Source organism: Streptomyces sp. NPDC028635, assembly GCF_040637635.1.
GTDB lineage: Bacteria > Actinomycetota > Actinomycetes > Streptomycetales > Streptomycetaceae > Streptomyces.
Genome location: NZ_JBEZWX010000044.1, coordinates 37,075 through 56,599, shown reverse-complemented (window position 1 = coordinate 56,599; position 19,525 = coordinate 37,075). Strand labels below are relative to the sequence as shown.

Below are 19,525 nucleotides of genomic sequence, written 5' to 3'. Positions count from 1 at the left end.
TGGGGCGGGGGGGGGGGGGCGGGGCGGGCGCGGTGCGGCGTGTCCCTGCGCCCGCCCCCCCGCGCGCGGCTCTCTGCGGTTTTTGCACTCGCCCCGTCTCCCCCCCCCCCCGCGCCCCGGCCCCGGGCCCGCCCCCCCCCGGGCCCGGGCCGCGCCCCGCCGTCAGGCGGTCTTCGGCCTACTTCATGCGCCGGTACGCCCGCCAGACCTGCCACGCCCCGACCGCGGTCAGCGCCCCCAGCGTGGCCCAGGCGACTCCCGGATGGCGCCGGCCGGTCACCCAGACGGTACGCACCGGCTGCGGGAGCCGCTGTTCGGCGGCGTGCCGGCGCTCCTCGACGGTGTGGCCCACGTGGGACGCCCGCTCCTGGACCGTGTGCCCGGCGTGGGACGCCCGCTCCTGAACCGCATGCCCGGCGTGGGACGCCCGCTCCTGCACCGTGTGGCCCATGTGGGACGCCCGCTCCTGGACCGTGTGGCCGACGTGGGACGCCTTGTCCTGGACCACATGACCCATGTGGGACGCCTTGTCCTGAACGGCGTGCCCGGCCTGGGCGGCGCTGCTGCGCAGCTGCACCGTCATCGCGCCGGCCTTGTCACGCAGATCGGCGGCACGGGCCCGCGCCCGCCCCTTCACGTCCGCCTTCGCGGCCAGTTCCTCGACCGTCGCCCCGAGCTGGCTGCGCGTCTCCTCCACCTGGTGCCGCAGCTCGTCGGGGCCCTTGGCTCCCCGGGCGGACTCGCCGGAGGAGCCGTTCCTCGCGTCCGTCATCGATGCGCCCTTTCCCTGATCTCCTCGACATCGGCCCTGACGCCGCCGAGCGCCTCCTCCGGCGCGGGCGGCGCGGCACGGCGCAGCTGGGAGCGGCCGGCGACCGCGAACAGCAGCACCGTCACGGTCGGCGCGGCGGCCCACACGGGCAGTGCCGGCGACAGCGCCGCGACCGCCGTGCCCGCGGGGGCGAGCAGCCCGGCGCAGGCGAAGGCCCCGGCGCCGCCCAGCAGTGGGCCCCCGCGCCCGGCGCGCCGGCCCTTCTCGGCCGGATCCTCCTCGGCCAGGCCGATCTCCTGCCGGAGCAGGCGGGAGAGCTGTCCGGTCGCCTGTCCGGCGAACTCGCCGGCGGAGTGGTGCGCGGTGTCGTGCGGGGCCCGGCGTTCCTCGTGCACGGGCCGGGTGCCCGAGGCCCCGGTCACGGTGTTCCGCCTCCTCTCGGTCGCGGAGACTCCCGGGTACCCTGACCGGCCGTCACTAGACGGGCCGCGCGCAACGCCCGGCGCCTCCGGATCCGGGCGCGGGACAGCCCCGCCTCCGGTGCCCCGCAGCCCGGGCGGGGCCGTCCGCGACGCCGCGCATCCCGTCCCCGCTGTCCCTGCCGCCCCTGCTGTCCCCGGGGCCGCTATCCCTGCGGTGCGCTCCCGGTCCCCCGGTCCCCGAGCCGGGCCAGCTGGGTCTGGAACCAGTCGAGCCGAGCCTGCAACAGGGCCGCCTCCGCGACCAGTTCGGGCACGTCGAGGCCCTCGCCGCTCTCCAGGCGGATCCCTCCGCCGGCCGCGGCCACCACCCGCAGCCCGTCCCCGGCCAGCCGGGCGAAGGCGGTGAGCGACAGCGACGTACGCGCCCGGACACAGCCCGCGCACGACGGGGCGAGCGCGCGCCATCCGGGCCGGCCCCAGCCGGCGTCGGCCAGCGCCACCGCGGGGGCGCCGCAGGCGCAGGGACCGACGGTCGCCGTACGCACCCGCTGGCGGGCGCTGCGGAAGCCGCGCTCGAAGCGGATGTAGGCGCCGAGGACCGACACCTGGAGCAGAACGGCGGCCCGGTGCTCGGCCGTGCTGAGCAGCGCCTCCGCGTCGGCGCGCTCGTGCACGCTGTGGAAGCCGCAGTCGCACAGCCGGGCGGGCGGCCGGTGCCGGCGGCCGTAGACGCAGGACGCCTCGGCCAGGACGCCGTACGGGAGGGCCCCGCCGAGCGACACCCCGGTGAACCCGGCCCGGGTGCCGTCCTGGGAGAGCACCGGGTGGGCGATCTTGTATCCGGTCGGTGGCTCGGTCGGGCGCTCCTGCGGGAGCCGCAGCCTCATCGGGCCGCGGGCACCTCTTCGGGCACGGAGACCTCCACGTCCGTGATCTCCTGGGTGGGTTCGGGTTCCTCGTCGCGGATCCGCGGCTCTTCTTCCGCGACGCCGGTGGCCAGTGCCTTGCCGAGCTTCATGACGCCTCCATGAGCGGTGGGTGCATGACCGTCCTGAATGCCATGGTGACTCATGAGAGGCAGGCTTGGACATAGGGCGGTCACCGGGCCCCGGCCGCCCCGGCCACGGCGGCGCGGACCTGCGGCGCAGACGCCGGCCCCTGCCTGATCCACCTCTCCACGCCGAAGCATCCCTTACCCATACCTCGTAGCAGATTTAAGTGGAGCTTCACGATCGAGGTGCCGACACTGCTTCCATGACCTACGCATCCTCCTCCGCCCCGCCCTTCGGCCGCGCCCTGTGCGCGATGATCACGCCCTTCACCGAGGAGGGCGCCCTCGACGTGGCCGGCGCGCGGCGGCTGGCCACGCATCTGGTGGCGGAGGGGTGCGAGGGCCTCGTGCTCTCCGGCACGACGGGAGAATCGCCGACGACGAGCGACGCGGAGAAGGCGGAGCTGATCAGCGCGGTGCGCGAGGCGGTGGGCGAGCGGGCGTCGGTCGTCGCCGGGGTCGGCACCGCGGACACCCGGCACACCATCGCCCTGGCCCTGGAGGCGGAGAAGGCAGGCGCCGACGGGGTCCTGCTGGTCACGCCGTACTACAGCCGGCCGCCCCAGGACGCGATCGAGGCCCACTTCCTCGAGGTGGCGGACGCGACCGCCCTGCCGGTGATGCTGTACGACATCCCGGCCCGCACCGGCACCCGCATCGCACCCCGGACGATGCTCCGCCTCGCCGAGCACCCCCGGATCGTCGCGGTGAAGGACTGCTCCTACGACTTCCTCGGCACCCAGCAGGTCCTCGCCGCGACGGACCTGGCGTACTACGCCGGCTGCGACGAGCACAACCTCGCCCTGTACGCGGTGGGCGCGGCGGGCTGCGTCAGCACGGTCGCGAACGCGGCCCCCCGCCATGTCCGTGCGGTCCTGGACGCCTTCGACACCGGCGACACGGCACTGGCGGCGCGGCTCCAGCGCCGCCTGACACCGCTGATCGACGCGATGATGGCGGCGGACCTCCCCGGCACGGTCACCGCGAAGGCCCTGCTGGCCTCCCTCGGCCTCCCGGCGGGCCCGGTCCGCCCCCCGCTGCGCGCGGCGGACCCGGAGACGACGGCCGGCCTGCGGACGGCCTACGACCACCTGATCGCCGACCGCCCCCTTCCCCAGGGTTCTCCCCCATGGTGACTGCGACCGTCCGTGAGTGGCGCGACGAGGACGGACTGAACGTCCTCCCCTACCTACCCCGCCTGACAACGCCGAGCGCCCTCCCACCCACCGGCGGAAGGGCGCTCGGGCACGCGGGCTGCCTCAGTTGTGGCTGTGCAGGATGTCGTTCAGGCCGCCCCAGACCGCGTTGTTCGGGCGGGCCTCGACCGCGCCGGTCACGGAGTTGCGGCGGAAGAGGATGTTGGAGGCGCCGTTCAGGTCGCGGGCCTTGACGATCTGTCCGTCGGGCATGGTGACGCGGGTGCCGGCGGTGACGTAGAGACCCGCCTCGACCACGCACTCGTCGCCCAGGGCGATACCGACGCCGGCCTCGGCGCCGATCAGGCAGCGCTCGCCGATGGAGATGATCACGTTGCCGCCGCCGGACAGCGTGCCCATCGTGGAGGCGCCGCCGCCGATGTCCGAGCCGTCCCCGATGACGACGCCCGCGGAGATGCGGCCCTCGACCATCGACGTGCCGAGCGTGCCGGCGTTGAAGTTGACGAAGCCCTCGTGCATGACCGTGGTGCCCTCGGCGAGGTGCGCGCCCAGGCGGACGCGGTCCGCGTCGGCGATGCGCACGCCCTTCGGCGCGACGTAGTCCGTCATGCGCGGGAACTTGTCGATCGAGGTGACCTGGAGGTGCAGGCCCTCGGCGCGGGCGTTGAGGCGCACCTTCTCGACGTCGTCCACGGCGACCGGGCCGAGCGAGGTCCAGGCGACGTTGGCGAGGTGACCGAAGATGCCGTCCAGGCTCTGGCCGTGCGGCTTGACCAGGCGGTGCGAGAGCAGGTGCAGGCGCAGGTAGACGTCGTGCGCGTCGATCGGCTTCTCGTCCAGGGAGGCGATGACCGTGCGGACCGCGATCACCTCGACGCCGCGGCGGGCGTCCGGGCCGATCGCCGCGGTGGCGCCGCCGCCCAGCAGCTGCGCGGCCTGCTCGGCGCTGAGCCGCTCGGTGCCGGCGGGGCCGGGCTGCTCGACCAGCTCGGGCGCGGGGAACCAGGTGTCGAGAACGGTGCCGTCGGAGGCGAGGGTGGCAAGGCCGGCGGCGACGGCGCCGGTGGTGCGAGAAGCAGTCGAGTCGGTCATGAGGGCAACCTAACCGGCGAGGGGCCACGGAGGCCAACCAGCAGGCCGTTGTCTCAGGTGGCGGGCGGTGGACAGGGGCCGGCCGGTCCTTCGCCGGGAGTACGGCCCTTCACTGGGGCGACGACCGGTCCTTCGCCCGGGACCGGCCCCTTCGCCAGGACGCCGACGGCCCTTCACCGGGACCCCGACCGTCCTTCGCCAGGACGCCGATCGGTCCTTCGCCGGGGCCGGCCCCTTCTGCCGGGCGCGCCGGAGCACACCGGCGGTCGGCCTCAGAGCAGCGGACCGCGCCGCCGGCCCTCCACCCGCGCGGCGGCCACCGGCGAGGCCGCCGCCACCTCCGCCGCCGCCACTGCCGCCACGACCTCCGCCGGCCGCCCGCCGCCGGCCCGGCGCACGCGGCCCCGTTCCAGCCGCGCCCCCGCCACCACCGCCACCGCCGCCACCGCCGCGGCACTCGCGCAGCACGGCCACAGCCACCCCGGCGCCGCCTGGTACAGCGCGCCGCCGAGCGGGGCGGCCAGGACCACGCCCGTGATGGACGCGCCGGCGTACAGCGACTGGAAGCGGCCCTGGACGTGCGCCGGGGCGCGGTCGGCGACGTAGGCCGTGGCGGGGGTCTTGTAGAGCAGCTCCCCGAGCGTCAGCAGGATCATCATCGCCACCGCGGCCCCGGTGCCGGTGCCCGTGAGCAGCGTGCCGTAGCCCGCCGCCACCAGCAGCAGCCCCGTCGCCACGACCGGCAGCGGTGAGCGGCGGCGCAGGGCGAGCGCGGCGGGCAGTTCCAGACAGAGCAGCACTCCGCCGTTGACGGCGAGCAGGGCACCGTAGACGCCGGTGTCCAGGCCGTGGTCGGCGAGGTGGACGGGGAACGTCGTGTACTGCTGCCGGTAGACGACGTCCACGACCACGATCGCCCCGAGCAGCACCAGGACCGCCGGGCGCGCCCGAAGCGCCGCCCACAGGCCCTCCCCGGCGGGCGCCTCCCGGGTGGCGTCCCGCTCCCGGGTGGCGTCCCCCGACCGTCGCCGCGCCCGTACCACCGCCGGAACCACCCGCGCGGTCCACAGCGCCAGCCCCACACTGCCGAGCCCGTCGGCGAGGTACAGCCAGTCGTACGACAACCGGGTCGCCACCAGCGCGCCGAGCAGCGGACCCAGGGTGAACCCGCCGTTGCCCGCCGCCCGCATCACCGCGAACGCCTGCCGCCGCGCGCCCTCCGGCACGATCACCGCGACCAGCGCGGAGCCGGCGGCTCGCTGCGCCCCCGCGGCGTACTGGGCGAGCGGCAGCGCGGCGTACAGCGCGGGCGTCGGCAGCACGGGGACGGCGGCCAGCAGCAGCCCGCCCGTGGTGGCGGAGACGAGGAGGGCCGGGCGGTGGCCGAACCGGTCCCCGAACCAGCCGCCCGTGAAGTTGCCGGCGAGCAGGCCCACTCCCCCGGCGCCGGCGAGCAGGCCCGCCTGGCCGGGGCCGAGGCCGCGCGGGCCGGTCAGATAGAGGAAGAGGTAGGCGAAGGTGACGCTCACGGTCATGTTCACGAAGGTCCCGGCGGCCAGCAGCCACACCGCGCGCGGAACGTCCCTCAGGCCTCGCACCGGCCCCACCCCCGAGTCAGTTTCTTTTGGGAACTGACTATGTCAGCATGGCAGCCTCGGGTCAACGACGACCGGTGGACGAAGAGGTGGAGGGTCATGGCCCGCAGAACGAGCCTGGAGGATTCCACCTGCGCCATCGCCCAGGCGCTGGACGTGGTCGGCGACTGGTGGACCCTGCTGATCGTGCGGGACACCGCCCGCGGCGTGCACCGCTTCGACGAGCTCCAGCGCGAGCTGGGCATGTCCCGCAAGGTGCTCACCGAGCGGCTGCGGCTGCTGGTGGAGGCGGACGTCCTGGCCCGGGTCCCCTATCAGCAGCGCCCGGTGCGCCACGAGTACCGGCTCACCCCGCGCGGCCGCGCCCTGCTGCCCGTGCTGGTCGCCCTCCAGGACTGGGGCGACGCCTGGGTGCTGGGCGACGGCACCACCTCGGCCACGGCCGGGGAGGCGTCGGCGGAGGCCCGCCGGGTGCACGGACTCCTCGGCACGCGCATCCCCGGGCTGACCCTCCTCGACGACACCGGCGCACCCCGCGACCCGGTCGCCGCGGACACCGCCTTCACGGTGCTGTACTGCTTCCCCGGCGCCTACGCCCGCGCCGACGCCTATCCGCCGGGCTGGTCGGAGATCCCGGGTGCGCCCGGCTGCACCCTGGAGTCCTGCACCTATCGCGACCGGCTCGCCGACTTCACCGCCGCGGGCGCCACGGTGTACGGCGTGTCCGCCCAGCGCCCGGACGAGCAGCGGGCGTTCGCCGAGAAGGAGGGGCTCGGCCAGCGGCTGCTGTCCGACGCCGACCTGGAGCTGGTCACCGCGCTGCGGCTGCCGACGTTCCGCGCGGCGGGCGCGAGCCGGCTCAAGCGTCTGACGCTGGTGGTGGACCGCGAGCGGGTCGTCCGGCACGTGCAGTACCCGGTGAGCGACATCGCGGGCAGCGTGGAGGCGGCCCTGACCGCCGTCAGCGGGCCGTCGACCGCGCGGGGATGACGCCACGCGACGACGCCAGGGCCTCGGGCGCGACGGCCCCACAGACCGTAGGCAGTCGGCGGGCGGTCGCCCAAGGTCAGCGGTCACCCAAGGGCCCCCCGGTGAAACCCGCACCGCCCCGGGGGTGACCGCCCCCGCCGAGCGCCGCACCGGCTCTCCTCAGCGGATGACCCGCGCCAGCACCTCACGGGCGTAGCGCTCGTCGTACACCGCGTCCGTCAGCAGCACCTGCAGGCAGATGCCGTCCATCAGCGCCACCAGGGCCCGCGCCGTGACCTCGTCGGTGCGGCGGGCGAGCAGCTTCACGAGGCTCTCCACCCACTCGGCGGCGACCGGACGCAGTGCGGGCCGGCGCAGCGCGGCGAGATAGAGCTCGTACTCCAGCTCGACCCCGGAGCGTTCACCGGCCAGCCATTCGCCGAGCAGTGCGGCGAGTTCGGCGGCCAGGTCGGTGCGGGAGTCCGTCACGCCGCCGCGCGCCGCGAGCAGGTCGCCGAAGCCCTCGGTGGACTGCCGCAGCGCGGCCACCATCAGCTCGTCCAGGCTCGCGAAGTGGTACGTCGTGGAGCCGAGCGGGACATCCGCCTCGGCCGCCACGCTGCGGTGGCTCAGGCCGGCCAGCCCCTTCTCGCCGACGACCCGCAGAGCCGCGTCGATGATCCGCTGCCGGCGTTCGGGGTCGTACCGGCGGGCCATCAGTGGGCGCCGCCGAGATTGACCACGGCCACGCCCGCGATGATCAGCACGATCCCGGCGATCTTGGCCACGCCCAGCCCCTCCCCGAAGAAGATGAGCCCGATCGCGGCGATGCTCGCGGTGCCCAGCCCCGACCAGATGGCGTAAGCGGTGCCGACGGACACCGTCTTCAGGGTCTGGGCGAGCAGGACGAAGGACAGGGCGTATCCCACCGCGGTCAGCACGGAGGGCCACAGCCGGCTGAAGCCCTCGCTGTATTTCAGGGCCGTGGTCGCGGCCACCTCGGCGGCGATGGCGGCCACGAGCGTGAGGTATCCCATGTGTACGACCGTACACAACCCGGCCGCGTGGGGCGAGTGCGGACACGGAAAAGGGCGACACCGTGAGGTGTCGCCCTTTCGTGGCCGGTGACCGGTGACCGGTGACCCGTCAGACGTTGAAGCCGAGCGCCCGCAGCTGCTCGCGGCCGTCGTCGGTGATCTTGTCCGGGCCCCACGGCGGCATCCAGACCCAGTTGATGCGCAACTCGTTGACCAGGCCGTCCGTGGCGGACTTCGCCTGGTCCTCGATGACGTCGGTCAGCGGGCAGGCCGCCGACGTCAGCGTCATGTCGATCGTCGCGATGTTCGCGTCGTCGATGTGGATGCCGTAGATCAGGCCCAGGTTGACGACGTCGATGCCCAGCTCGGGGTCGACGACGTCGTACAGCGCCTCGCGGAGTTCTTCCTCCGTGGCCGGCTTCATCTCAGCGGTCTCGCTCATGCCGTCTTCCTTTCGGCGTCGGCGCCACCCAGTGCCTGGGCCGTCGCGTCCTTCCACGCCATCCAGCTGAGGAGGGCGCACTTGACCCGGGCCGGGTACTTGGACACCCCGGCGAACGCGACCGCGTCCTCCAGGAGGTCCTCCATCGCGTCGTCGGGCTCGAGCTTGCCCTTGGACTGCATCAGCTCCAGGAAGGTCTCCTGGATCTGCTGCGCCTCGGACAGCTCCTTGCCGACCAGCAGCTCGTTCAGGACGGAGGCGCTGGCCTGGCTGATGGAGCAGCCCTGGCCCTCGTACGAGACGTCCGTGACCTTGGTGCCGTCGTACTTCACGCGGAGCGTGATCTCGTCGCCGCACGTCGGGTTCACGTGGTGGACCTCGGCGTCGCCGTCCCGCAAGCCCCGCCCGTGCGGGTTCTTGTAGTGGTCCAGGATGACTTCCTGGTACATCGAGTCCAGCTTCACGGTCTTGAATTCACGCCCCTCAGCCGAAGAAGTTCCGTACGTGCTCCAGACCGTCGACCAGAGCGTCGATCTCGGCCGGCGTGGAGTACAGATAGAACGACGCTCGCGTGGTCGCAGGAATTCCGTAGCGCAGGCAGACGGGCCGCGCGCAGTGGTGGCCCACGCGCACCGCGATGCCCTGCTCGTCCAGGACCTGACCCACGTCGTGCGGGTGGATGTCGCCGAGCGTGAAGGAGATCGCCGCACCGCGGTCCTCGGCCGTGGTCGGGCCGATGATCCGCAGGTCCGGGACCTCGGCCAGCCGCTTGACGGCGTACTCCGTGAGCGCGTGCTCGTGGGCGAGGATCTTGTCCATGCCGATCGAGTCGAGGTAGTCGATGGCCGCGCCGAGACCGACCGCCTGGGCGATCGGGGGCGTGCCCGCCTCGAACTTGTGCGGCGCCGGGGCGTACGTCGAGGAGTGCATCGAGACGGTCTCGATCATCTCGCCGCCGCCCAGGAACGGGGGCAGGTCCTCCAGCAGCTCCTGGCGGCCCCACAGCACACCGATGCCGGTCGGGCCGCACATCTTGTGGCCGGTGAAGGCCACGAAGTCGGCCTGCAGCGCCTGTACGTCCAGCGGCATGTGCGGCGCGGCCTGGGAGGCGTCGACGCACACGAGGGCGCCGACCTCCTGGGCGCGGCGCACGATCGCCTCGACCGGGTTGAGCGTGCCCAGGATGTTGGAGACCAGCACGAAGGAGACGATCTTCGTCTTCTCGGTGATGACCTCGTCGATGTTGGACAGGTCGAGCCGGCCGTCGTCGGTGAGGCCGAACCACTTCAGCTTCGCGCCCGTGCGCTGCGCCAGCAGCTGCCACGGCACGATGTTGGAGTGGTGCTCCATCTCCGTGATGACGATCTCGGTCTCGTGGTCCACCCGGTAGGGCTCGTCGGCCCAGCCGAGCATGTTCGCCACGAGGTTGAGGGACTCCGAGGCGTTCTTGGTGAAGATCACCTCGTCGCGACTCGGCGCGTTGATGAACTGCGCGACCTTGTCACGCGCGCCCTCGTAGAGCGCCGTGGCCTCCTCGGCGAGGACGTGCACGCCTCGGTGGACGTTGGCGTTGTGCTGCTCGTAGTACTCGGCGAGTACGTCGAGGACCTGGCGCGGCGTCTGCGAGGTCGCCGCGTTGTCCAGGTACACCAGCTTCTTGCCGTCGTGGATCACCCGGTCCAGGATCGGGAAGTCCTTACGGAGCGCCTCGGTGTCGAGGAGGCCCGGCAGCTGTGTCACGCGGATGCGCCACCCTTCACGTACTTGTCGTAGCCCTCGGCCTCGAGCTGATCGGCGAGCTCGGCACCGCCGGACTCGACGATGCGGCCGCCGGCGAAGACGTGGACGTGGTCCGGCTTGATGTAGCGCAGGATGCGCGTGTAGTGCGTGATCAGCAGGGTGCCGACCTCGCCCGTCTCGCGGACGCGGTTGACGCCCTCGGACACGATCCGCAGCGCGTCGACGTCCAGGCCGGAGTCGGTCTCGTCGAGGATCGCGACCTTCGGCTTGAGCAGCTCGAGCTGGAGGATCTCGTGGCGCTTCTTCTCACCGCCGGAGAAGCCCTCGTTGACGTTGCGCTCGGCGAAGGAGGGGTCCATGTTGAGGCGCTCCATGGCCTCCTTGACCTCCTTCACCCAGGTGCGCAGCTTCGGGGCCTCGCCGCGCATCGCGGTGGCGGAGGTGCGCAGGAAGTTGGAGACCGAGACGCCGGGGACCTCGACCGGGTACTGCATCGCCAGGAAGAGGCCGGCACGGGCGCGCTCGTCGACGGACATCTCCAGGACGTCCTCGCCGTCGAGGGTGACGGTGCCGCCGGTGATCGTGTACTTCGGGTGACCCGCGAGCGAGTAGGCGAGGGTCGACTTGCCCGAGCCGTTGGGGCCCATGATGGCGTGCGTCTCGCCCTGCTTCACGGTGAGGTCGACACCCTTGAGGATTTCCTTCGTGCCGTTCTCGACCTCGACGGTGACGTGCAGGTCTCGGATTTCAAGCGTTGCCATGGGTGCCTCAGGACTCCTGGGAGAGGGAGACGAGCACGTCGTCCCCTTCGATCTTTACGGGGTATACGGGGACGGGACGCGTCGCCGGAAGACTGTCGGGCTTGCCGGAGCGCAGGTCGAAGCGCGAGCCGTGCAGCCAGCACTCGATGTGGCAGTCGTCGACCTCGCCCTCGGAGAGGGAGACGTTCGCGTGCGAGCAGATGTCGTGGATCGCGTAGACGTCGCCCTCGGTCCGCACGATGGACAGGGGCGTGCCGTCGAGTTCCACCCGTTTCGGGGTGTCCTCCTCCAGCTCGCTGACGCCGCAAGCGCGTACGAAGGTCATGCGACCGCGGCCTCCAGCTCCTGCTCGATCTTCGCGATCAGGCGCTCCTCGATGTCCGCGACGCCGATCTGCTGGACCAGCTCGGCGAAGAAGCCGCGCACGACCAGGCGGCGGGCCTCGTGCTCCGGGATGCCGCGCGCCATCAGGTAGAAGAGCTGCTCGTCGTCGAAGCGGCCGGTGGCGGAGGCGTGGCCGGCGCCGACGATCTCGCCGGTCTCGATCTCCAGGTTCGGCACGGAGTCGACCCGGGCGCCGTCGGTGAGGACCAGGTTGCGGTTCATCTCGTACGTGTCCGTGCCCTCGGCCTTGGCCTCGATGAGCACGTCACCGATCCACACGGCGTGCGCGTCGTCGCCCTGGAGCGCGCCCTTGTAGACGGCGTTGGACTTGCAGTGCGGCACGTTGTGGTCGACGAGGAGGCGGTGCTCCTGGTGCTGGCCGGCGTCGGTGAAGTACAGGCCGAACAGCTCGGCCTCGCCGCCGGGGCCGGCGTAGGTGACGCGCGGGTGCAGACGGACGACGTCGCCGCCGAAGGTGACCACGACCGACTTGAAGGAGGCGTCGCGGCCGACCAGGGCGTTGTGCTGGGCCATGTGCACGGCCTTGTCGTCCCAGTCCTGCACGGAGACGACGGTCAGCTTGGCGCCGTCCCCGAGGAGGTAGTCGACGTTGGCGGCGAGCACCGCGTCACCGGTGTGGTCGATGACCACGACGGCCTCGGCGAACGCGCCCAGCTCGATGACCTGGTGACCGAAGGCGGTGCCGCCCTCGCCGTGCACCGCGATGCGGATCGGCTCGGTGAGGACGGTCTCCTTCGGCACGGTCACGACCGAGGCCTTCTCGAAGGACGAGTACGCCTGGGCGGCGACGCGGTCCACCGGGGTGCCCGCCTTGCCGAGTCGCGCGTCGTCGCGGCCGACGGTCTCGACGACGACGCCCTCGGGGGCCTGCACGTCGACCTTCACACCGTCGCCGGTGGCGGTGGCGGTGCCGTCGTGCAGCCCGCGCAGGCGCTCCAGCGGGGTGAACCGCCATTCCTCCTCACGGCCGTGCGGGACCGGGAAGTCCGCGACGTCGAAGGAGGGCGGGGCGCTCATGCGGGTGGCGACGGTGGACTCCCCGGCCACCGCGATGGCGCCGGAGGTCGTCGACCCCACGGGGATGTTCTGGGCCTCAGCCATGGCTGTCGTAGTGCTCGCTTTCCGTTACGTGTTGGGCTTGATGGGTGGGCGGCGGGCCGGGTGTCAGCCGACCGCGCCCTCCATCTGCAGCTCGATCAGCCGGTTGAGCTCCAGCGCGTACTCCATGGGCAGCTCCTTGGCGATCGGCTCGACGAAGCCGCGCACGATCATCGCCATCGCCTCGTCCTCGGCGAGACCGCGGCTCATCAGGTAGAAGAGCTGGTCCTCGGAGACCTTGGAGACGGTGGCCTCGTGGCCCATGGAGACGTCGTCCTCGCGGACGTCGACGTAGGGGTACGTGTCGGACCGGGAGATGGTGTCCACGAGCAGCGCGTCGCACAGCACGTTGGACTTCGATCCGGCGGCGCCCTCACCGATCTCGATCAGACCGCGGTAGGACGTACGGCCGCCACCGCGGGCCACCGACTTGGAGACGATGTTGGAGGAGGTGTTCGGCGCCATGTGGACCATCTTGGCGCCGGCGTCCTGGTGCTGGCCCTCGCCGGCGAAGGCGATGGACAGGGTCTCGCCCTTGGCGTGCTCGCCCATCAGGTAGACGGCCGGGTACTTCATCGTCACCTTGGAGCCGATGTTGCCGTCGACCCACTCCATGGTCGCGCCCTCGTAGGCCACGGCGCGCTTGGTGACCAGGTTGTAGACGTTGTTCGACCAGTTCTGGATGGTCGTGTAGCGGCAGCGGGCGTTCTTCTTGACGATGATCTCGACGACCGCGGAGTGCAGCGAGTCCGACTTGTAGATCGGGGCCGTACAACCCTCGACGTAGTGCACGTAGGCGCCCTCGTCGACGATGATCAGGGTCCGCTCGAACTGGCCCATGTTCTCGGTGTTGATCCGGAAGTAGGCCTGGAGCGGGATCTCCACGTGCACGCCCTTCGGCACGTAGATGAAGGAGCCGCCCGACCACACGGCGCTGTTCAGCGAGGCGAACTTGTTGTCACCGACCGGGATGACGGTCCCGAAGTACTCCTTGAAGAGCTCCGGGTGCTCCTTCAGCGCGGTGTCGGTGTCGAGGAAGATGACGCCCTGCTCCTCCAGGTCCTCGCGGATCTGGTGGTAGACGACCTCCGACTCGTACTGGGCGGCGACACCGGCGACGAGGCGCTTCTTCTCGGCCTCCGGGATGCCCAGCTTGTCGTAGGTGTTCTTGATGTCCTCGGGCAGGTCCTCCCAGGACTCCGCCTGCTTCTCCGTGGAGCGCACGAAGTACTTGATGTTGTCGAAGTCGATCCCCGACAGGTCCGAGCCCCAGTTCGGCATGGGCTTCTTCTCGAAGAGCCGCAGGCCCTTGAGGCGAAGCTTCGTCATCCACTCCGGCTCGTTCTTCTTGGCCGAGATGTCACGGACGACGTCCTCGTTCAGACCACGCTTCGCCGACGCACCGGCCTCGTCGCGGTCGGCCCAGCCGTATTCGTACTTGCCCAGGCCCTCGAGCTCAGGGTGGGCAGTCTCCGTGGGGAGAGTCATGCGGGGTTCCTCCCGGCCGTGCTTGCAGATGCGTTAGGGGAAATCGTGGGGTCGTTCCTGGGGATGAACGTCGTGCAGACGCCGTCGCCGTGGGCGATCGTCGCGAGCCGCTGCACATGCGTACCGAGGAGCTCGGCGAAAAATTCCGTCTCGGCCTCGCACAGCTGCGGGAACTGCTCGGCGACGTGGGCGACCGGGCAGTGGTGCTGACACAGCTGCTCGCCGACGGGCGCGCTCCGCGCGGTAGCAGCGTACCCGTCGCCGCTCAGGGCCTTGGCCAGCGCTTCGGTCCGCTTCTCCGGGGGCGCCGCCTCGACGGCCGCGCGGTAGGCGTCGGCCTGCGCGGCGATCCTGGCCCGGGCGAAGGCGGCGACGGCGTCCCGGCCGCCCTCCTGCTGCGCGATCCAGCGCAGGGCGTCGGCGGCGAGCTTGTCGTAGGACTGGTCGAAGGCGTCCCGGCCGCAGTCGGTGAGCGCGAAGACCTTCGCGGGGCGCCCGCGCGTGCGCGTGCCGTACACGCGCTGCTCGCGTGCCTCCACGACGTCGTCCGCGACGAGCGCGTCCAGGTGGCGTCGTACGGCGGCCTGGGTCAGGCCCAGCCGGGTGGCCAGCTCGGCGACGGTCGACGGGCCGTGGTCCAGGATCGACCGCGCGACCCGGTTGCGCGTCGAGCGCTCCCCGGTCGCGAACTCCTCCTGGGGGCTCCCCGTGGGGGTCTCCCGAGCCTCGCCGACGTTTTTCACAACGCCATTGTTGCGTAATTCCGCGGAGCGTGACAAGCGGCGTCCGAACGGGCGGATGGTGCCCTGCGTCACTTAGGCATACCTAATGTGACCTGCGGAAACGATCTTTGATCGATCAAACGCGGGGCGTCGGCGCAGGTCGGGGGCGAGAGCATGGCTCCAGGCCGACGCCGCCCCCGAACGCCCCACCGGCCACAGCGGCCCCTGCGGACACACCGGCCACACGGGCAAGCCCCTCGGCACGACCCCGCCCGGCTGACCCGGCCGGGTGAACGGCGGGCGCCGCTCCGGCGGCCCGGACCACGGCCGGCGAACGGGACCGGCAGTTCGGCACCCGCCCGTCCGGCGGTGTTCCCGGATCCCTAGACTCGGGTTCCATGCGAGATGAGCCCGTCGTCCAGGTGCAGGCCCTGGTGAAGCGGTACGGCACGAAGACCGCGGTGGACGGCCTCGACCTGGTGGCCAGGGCGGGCGTGACCGCCGTCCTCGGTCCCAACGGCGCCGGGAAGACGACCACGGTCGAGACCTGCGAGGGGTACCGGAAGCCGGACGCCGGCACGGTACGCGTCCTGGGCCTCGACCCGGTCGCGGACTCCGCCGCCCTGCGGCCCCGGATCGGCGTGATGCTCCAGTCCGGCGGCGTCTACTCCGGCGCGCGCGCCGACGAGATGCTGCGGCACATGGCCACGCTGCACGCCCACCCGCTGGACGTGGACGCGCTCATCGAACGGCTCGGGCTCGGCTCCTGCGGCCGGACGAGCTACCGGCGGCTGTCCGGCGGCCAGCAGCAGCGGCTCGCGCTCGCCATGGCCGTCGTCGGCCGTCCCGAACTGGTCTTCCTGGACGAGCCGACCGCCGGTCTCGACCCGCAGGCCCGCCGGGCCACCTGGGACCTCGTGCGGGACCTGCGCGCCGACGGCGTCTCCGTGATCCTCACCACCCACCACATGGACGAGGCCGAGCAGCTCGCCGACGACGTCGCGATCATCGACGCCGGCAAGGTGATCGCGCAGGGCTCCCCGGAGGAGCTGTGCCGCGGCGGCGCCGAGAACACCCTGCGCTTCTCCGGCCGCCCCGGCCTCGACGTCGCCTCCCTGCTCAAGGCCCTCCCGGCCGACTGCTCGGCCGCCGAGCTGACCCCCGGCTCGTACCGGGTGAACGGCAAGGTCGACCCGCAGCTGCTGGCCACCGTCACCTCCTGGTGCGCCCAGCACGGTGTGATGCCGGACAAGATCTCCGTCGAGCGGCACACCCTCGAAGACGTCTTCCTCGAGCTCACGGGCAAGGAGTTGCGCTCATGACCGCCACCGGCACCTACGCCCCGAGGCCCGGGGCGGCGCCGCTGCCCCGCATGATCGCGGCCCAGGCGGCGCTCGAGACCCGCATGCTGCTGCGCAACGGCGAACAGCTGCTGCTCACCGTGATCATCCCCACCCTGCTGCTGGCGCTCTTCAGCTCCGTCGACATCGTCGACACCGGCGCCGGCAAGGCCGTCGACTTCCTCGCCCCCGGCATCCTGGCCCTCGCCGTGATGTCGACGGCGTTCACCGGGCAGGCCATCGCGACGGGCTTCGAGCGTCGCTACGGCGTCCTGAAGCGGCTGGCGTCCTCGCCGCTGCCCCGCTGGGCGCTGATGACCGCGAAGACGGCGTCCGTGCTGGTCACCGAGGTACTCCAGGTGATCCTGCTGACGGCGATCGCGTTCGCGCTGGGCTGGTCGCCGCACGGCAGCCCGTTCGCCGTGCTGCTCCTGCTGATCGTCGGCACGGCCGCCTTCTCCGGGCTCGGCCTGCTGATGGCCGGCACCCTCAAGGCCGAGGCCACGCTGGCTGCCGCCAACCTCGTCTTCCTGCTGCTGCTCGTCGGCGGCGGCGTGATCGTGCCGCTGGACAAGTTCCCCTCCGGCGTCCAGGACGTGCTCGGGCTGCTGCCCGTCTCCGCCCTGTCGGACGGCCTGCGGGACGTGCTCCAGCACGGGGCCGGCATGCCCTGGGGCGACCTCGGGATCCTCGCCGTGTGGGCGGTCGTGGGGCTCGCGGCCGCCGGGAAGTTCTTCCGCTGGGAGTAGGCCGCGATGGACCCTCGTGAAAGCGTGCACAAGCAGGCGCCTACCATGGAGCCCGTGCCCAAGCTGACCCGCGCCGACGCCACCGCGGCCGTGCGCAACCCGCTCGCCTTCATCGCCGCACGCTGGACGCCGACCTCGAGGACGGTCCAGCGGGCGGCCCTGTCCGCTCTCGTGATGGCCGTGATCATCGTGGTCACCGGCGGTGCCGTCCGGCTGACCAGCTCCGGACTCGGCTGCCCGACCTGGCCCAAGTGCACCGACGACTCGCTCACCGCGACCGGCGCGATGGGCTTCCACGGCGCCATCGAGTTCGGCAACCGCATGCTGACCTACGTGCTGTGCGCCGCCGTCGGCTGGGCGATCGTCGCCGCCCGGGCCCAGAAGCCGTGGCGGCGCAGCCTGATCCGGCTGGGCTGGGCCCAGTTCTGGATCGTCATGGGCAACGCCGTGCTCGGTGGCATCGTCGTGCTCGTCGGCCTCAACCCGTACACGGTCGCGGCGCACTTCCTGCTCTCCACCGCGCTGATCGCGGTGGCGACGGTGATGTGGCAGCGCACCCGTGAGGGCGACGCGGCGCCCCGGCCGCTGGTCGGCAAGTCCGTCCAGCAGCTGGTGTGGTTCCTCGTCGTCGCATCGGTGCTGCTGATCGCGGTCGGCACCGTCGTGACCGGCGCCGGTCCGCACGCGGGCGACTCCAGCGAGGTGGACCGCATCCCCGTGGACTGGGAGGCCGTCGCCAAGCTGCACGCCGTCCTGGCGTGGATCGTGGTCACGCTGACCTTCGCGCTGTGGTTCGTGCTCAAGGCGGTCGACGCGCCCAAGGGCCCGCCGGCGCGGACGCGGGATCTGTTCCTGATCCTGCTGAGCCAGGGTGTGATCGGCTACGTCCAGTACTTCACCAAGCTCCCGGAGCTGCTGGTCGGCCTGCACATGCTCGGCTCGGCGCTGGTGTGGATCGGGGTGCTGCGGGTCCTGCTGGCCCTGCGGGAGCGCCCGGAGGCCGCGACGGCGGACCTGCCCGGGCCCTCGGCCGAGGCGAAGCTCGCCAAGGCCTGAGGACTCCGGCTCACCCCGGCCTCACCCCGGTTCCTGGCCGGGGCGGGTCACTCCAGCCCGTACACCCGCCGTGCGTTCCCCGAGGCCAGCATGGCCGCCACCCGTTGCGCGTCCTCAAGGGACCAGGCCCCCTCGGTGACCCAGCCGCCCAGGACGCGGGCGAGGGCGTCACGGAACAGGCGCGCCGCGACCACGTGCAGCTCCGGCAGCCCCCGGGCTCCGCTGGAGAAGAGGATCTTGCCGAACGGGGCCAGTTCCAGCACCTCGGCGAGCACACTCGCCGCGCGCGCACCGGTGCGCACCAGCGCGGCGCCCGCGTCGGCGTAGACGTGCGGGAAGACACCGGCGAGGTGGGCGGCGTGCCGGTGGTAGGGGTAGCCGTGCAGCAGGACCAGGTCGGTGCCGAGGCCCGCGGTCGCCCGGACGAAGTCCGTCAGCAGCACCGGATCGGTGCGGTCGGTGCGCTGCCCCGGCTCCCCGAGCCCCGCGTGCAGCTGGAGCGGCAGCCCGGAGGCCACCGCGATCCACAGCAGGTGGCGTAACAGCACCGGGTCGCTCAGCTCGCCCCCGACCCGGCGCCCCGCCAGCCAGCGTCCGGCGGCGCCGCGCACCTGCCCCGGGCCGGGCGGCTCCGGCGCGAGCGCGAGACCGTGCCGTACCCCCGCCACGGAGGTGAAGGCGACGGCGTGCGCCGCGGCGCCGTGCACCGACTCGGCGAGGTTGGCGAGGAAGGACTCCACGGTCCCGGAGGTGTCGGCGACCTGCTCCGCGAGCAGCTCCAGACGCACGATCTCGTGGGCGTCGGCGTCTCCGGCCACAGCCATCTCGCCGGGGCCGGTGAGGTCGCCGGGCAGTCCCGTGTCGACGAGGTACGTGGTGATGCCGCTGCCGCGCAGCAGCCGGCGGCCGGCCTCCAGGACGCCCAGCTCGCGGCGGCGGGCGAGATAACGGGCCGGCGGGCAGTGCGGTTCCAGGCCGAGCAGGGGCGGGCACCAGCGGCGTACCGCGAAGCCGGTCTGGGTGTCGAACAGGGTGGTGCCGGGGGCGGGTGGTCCCTCGGTGCGGGCCAGCTGGGCCTCGAAGGTGCCGAGGCCCAGCTCCGTTCTCAGTACGCCGTGGCAGTACTGGTCCACGAGGGACGGCGTTTCGATCATTCCGGCTCCCCGTAGGACGCGGGTCTTACCCGTCCTAACGGGTGAACCGGGGGCGAGGTGATGCTCAGCCGCCGATCTGAATGCCGGCCATCCGCTTCCACTCGTACGGGCCCGTCTCGACCTTGGCGGCGAACTCGCCGTCGAAGGACTCGTGGGCGGTGATGCCGGACTTCTCGACGGCCTTCTCGGCGATGGCGTAGGAGGGCGCCACCAGGTCGCCCCAGCCGCCGTCCTCGCCGACGAGGACGATGCGCGCGCCGCGCTCGCCGATGTAGGCCACCTGGCCCTCGGCGCCGCCGTGCGCCTTGGAGAAGGCGCTGATCCGCCGGGCCAGCTTGTCCGCCGTGCGCTCGGCCTTCGCGTCAACCTGCTGCGTGTCTGCCATGGTCAGGATGCTACTCAGGGGTAGCCGCGACGGCGACGGGCGGGGTGCGTGGTGTATGCCACGCACCCCGCCCGGGATGTCCAGATATGA

General features: G+C 72.3%; 23 protein-coding genes. 5 read left to right on the top strand and 18 right to left on the bottom strand.

All coding sequences use genetic code 11. From position 1 onward, the window contains the following. Positions 1–178 precede the first annotated feature (178 nt). From AB0E88_RS31110 to AB0E88_RS31095, 4 genes are all read right to left on the bottom strand, one after another. Complete coding sequence (locus tag AB0E88_RS31110) at positions 179–772, bottom strand: DUF3618 domain-containing protein (protein WP_361637598.1); 594 nt, start codon at positions 770–772, stop codon at positions 179–181. Further along, a complete protein-coding gene (locus AB0E88_RS31105; protein WP_361637600.1) occupies positions 769–1,167 on the bottom strand; it encodes a phage holin family protein in 399 nt (132 codons plus the stop codon). Before AB0E88_RS31105 ends, AB0E88_RS31110 begins: the two co-directional genes overlap by 4 nt. Positions 1,168–1,397: 230 nt before the next feature. Continuing rightward, positions 1,398–2,081 (bottom strand): hypothetical protein, encoded by a 684-nt coding sequence (locus AB0E88_RS31100; protein ID WP_361637597.1) that lies wholly within the window; start codon positions 2,079–2,081, stop codon positions 1,398–1,400. Then, complete coding sequence (locus tag AB0E88_RS31095) at positions 2,078–2,212, bottom strand: hypothetical protein (RefSeq protein WP_361637595.1); 135 nt, start codon at positions 2,210–2,212, stop codon at positions 2,078–2,080. Before AB0E88_RS31095 ends, AB0E88_RS31100 begins: the two co-directional genes overlap by 4 nt. A 236-nt stretch (positions 2,213–2,448) precedes the next feature. On the opposite strand from AB0E88_RS31095, the gene dapA reads away from it, so the two are divergent. Continuing rightward, a complete protein-coding gene (gene dapA / locus AB0E88_RS31090) occupies positions 2,449–3,381 on the top strand; it encodes a 4-hydroxy-tetrahydrodipicolinate synthase (protein WP_361637593.1) in 933 nt (310 codons plus the stop codon). Positions 3,382–3,504: 123 nt separating this feature from the next. Here the strand turns inward: dapA and dapD are convergent, their stop codons facing one another. Both dapD and AB0E88_RS31080 read right to left on the bottom strand, forming a co-directional pair. Beyond that, on the bottom strand, positions 3,505–4,494 hold the full coding sequence (gene dapD, locus AB0E88_RS31085; RefSeq protein ID WP_361637591.1) for a 2,3,4,5-tetrahydropyridine-2,6-dicarboxylate N-succinyltransferase: 990 nt from the start codon (positions 4,492–4,494) through the stop codon (positions 3,505–3,507). A 272-nt stretch (positions 4,495–4,766) separates the two neighbouring features. Further along, positions 4,767–6,092: an MFS transporter gene (locus AB0E88_RS31080; RefSeq protein WP_361637590.1), complete on the bottom strand. Its 1,326-nt coding sequence runs from the start codon at positions 6,090–6,092 to the stop codon at positions 4,767–4,769. Between the two features lie 96 nt (positions 6,093–6,188). Between AB0E88_RS31080 and AB0E88_RS31075 the strand changes: the two genes are divergently transcribed. Further along, complete coding sequence (locus AB0E88_RS31075) at positions 6,189–7,079, top strand: winged helix-turn-helix transcriptional regulator (RefSeq protein ID WP_361637588.1); 891 nt, start codon at positions 6,189–6,191, stop codon at positions 7,077–7,079. Between the two features lie 159 nt (positions 7,080–7,238). On the opposite strand, the gene AB0E88_RS31070 is transcribed toward AB0E88_RS31075, so the two are convergent. The 10 genes from AB0E88_RS31070 to AB0E88_RS31025 all read right to left on the bottom strand — a co-directional run bounded on the left by AB0E88_RS31070 (position 7,239) and on the right by AB0E88_RS31025 (position 14,772). Beyond that, the gene (locus tag AB0E88_RS31070; RefSeq protein ID WP_361637586.1) at positions 7,239–7,775 is read right to left on the bottom strand and encodes a TetR family transcriptional regulator; all 537 of its coding nucleotides are present in this window, start codon (positions 7,773–7,775) and stop codon (positions 7,239–7,241) included. Further along, entirely contained in the window at positions 7,775–8,095 is a 321-nt protein-coding gene (locus AB0E88_RS31065; protein WP_361637584.1) for a multidrug efflux SMR transporter, read from the bottom strand. The genes AB0E88_RS31070 and AB0E88_RS31065 overlap by 1 nt, the downstream gene beginning before the upstream one ends. Positions 8,096–8,204: 109 nt before the next feature. Beyond that, positions 8,205–8,537 (bottom strand): metal-sulfur cluster assembly factor, encoded by a 333-nt coding sequence (locus tag AB0E88_RS31060; protein WP_361637583.1) that lies wholly within the window; start codon positions 8,535–8,537, stop codon positions 8,205–8,207. Further along, complete coding sequence (sufU, locus tag AB0E88_RS31055; RefSeq protein WP_361637581.1) at positions 8,534–9,001, bottom strand: Fe-S cluster assembly sulfur transfer protein SufU; 468 nt, start codon at positions 8,999–9,001, stop codon at positions 8,534–8,536. The genes AB0E88_RS31060 and sufU overlap by 4 nt, the downstream gene beginning before the upstream one ends. A gap of 19 nt (positions 9,002–9,020) precedes the next feature. After that, complete coding sequence (locus tag AB0E88_RS31050) at positions 9,021–10,277, bottom strand: cysteine desulfurase (RefSeq protein ID WP_361637579.1); 1,257 nt, start codon at positions 10,275–10,277, stop codon at positions 9,021–9,023. Further along, on the bottom strand, positions 10,274–11,038 hold the full coding sequence (gene sufC, locus AB0E88_RS31045; RefSeq protein ID WP_361637577.1) for a Fe-S cluster assembly ATPase SufC: 765 nt from the start codon (positions 11,036–11,038) through the stop codon (positions 10,274–10,276). Before sufC ends, AB0E88_RS31050 begins: the two co-directional genes overlap by 4 nt. A gap of 7 nt (positions 11,039–11,045) precedes the next feature. Then, positions 11,046–11,363: a non-heme iron oxygenase ferredoxin subunit gene (locus AB0E88_RS31040; RefSeq protein WP_361637575.1), complete on the bottom strand. Its 318-nt coding sequence runs from the start codon at positions 11,361–11,363 to the stop codon at positions 11,046–11,048. Beyond that, complete coding sequence (gene sufD, locus AB0E88_RS31035) at positions 11,360–12,544, bottom strand: Fe-S cluster assembly protein SufD (RefSeq protein ID WP_361637573.1); 1,185 nt, start codon at positions 12,542–12,544, stop codon at positions 11,360–11,362. The genes AB0E88_RS31040 and sufD overlap by 4 nt, the downstream gene beginning before the upstream one ends. Before the next feature lie 63 nt (positions 12,545–12,607). Beyond that, on the bottom strand, positions 12,608–14,029 hold the full coding sequence (sufB, locus tag AB0E88_RS31030) for a Fe-S cluster assembly protein SufB (RefSeq protein ID WP_361637571.1): 1,422 nt from the start codon (positions 14,027–14,029) through the stop codon (positions 12,608–12,610). Continuing rightward, on the bottom strand, positions 14,026–14,772 hold the full coding sequence (locus AB0E88_RS31025; RefSeq protein ID WP_361637569.1) for an ArsR family transcriptional regulator: 747 nt from the start codon (positions 14,770–14,772) through the stop codon (positions 14,026–14,028). The genes sufB and AB0E88_RS31025 overlap by 4 nt, the downstream gene beginning before the upstream one ends. 377 nt (positions 14,773–15,149) lie before the next feature. On the opposite strand from AB0E88_RS31025, the gene AB0E88_RS31020 reads away from it, so the two are divergent. From AB0E88_RS31020 to AB0E88_RS31010, 3 genes are read left to right on the top strand one after another with little or no spacing between them, the layout of a single operon-like run. Continuing rightward, a complete protein-coding gene (locus AB0E88_RS31020) occupies positions 15,150–16,073 on the top strand; it encodes an ABC transporter ATP-binding protein (protein ID WP_361637567.1) in 924 nt (307 codons plus the stop codon). Further along, a complete protein-coding gene (locus tag AB0E88_RS31015) occupies positions 16,070–16,840 on the top strand; it encodes an ABC transporter permease (protein ID WP_361637565.1) in 771 nt (256 codons plus the stop codon). Before AB0E88_RS31020 ends, AB0E88_RS31015 begins: the two co-directional genes overlap by 4 nt. Before the next feature lie 45 nt (positions 16,841–16,885). Further along, a complete protein-coding gene (locus tag AB0E88_RS31010) occupies positions 16,886–17,896 on the top strand; it encodes a COX15/CtaA family protein (RefSeq protein WP_361637563.1) in 1,011 nt (336 codons plus the stop codon). 47 nt (positions 17,897–17,943) lie between these two features. Here the strand turns inward: AB0E88_RS31010 and AB0E88_RS31005 are convergent, their stop codons facing one another. Together AB0E88_RS31005 and AB0E88_RS31000 are read right to left on the bottom strand one after the other, a co-directional pair. Continuing rightward, a complete protein-coding gene (locus AB0E88_RS31005) occupies positions 17,944–19,050 on the bottom strand; it encodes an amidohydrolase family protein (RefSeq protein ID WP_361637561.1) in 1,107 nt (368 codons plus the stop codon). A gap of 64 nt (positions 19,051–19,114) precedes the next feature. Continuing rightward, positions 19,115–19,435, bottom strand: coding sequence for a hypothetical protein (locus AB0E88_RS31000; protein ID WP_361637559.1), 321 nt, complete (start codon positions 19,433–19,435; stop codon positions 19,115–19,117). Positions 19,436–19,525: the final 90 nt, after the last annotated feature.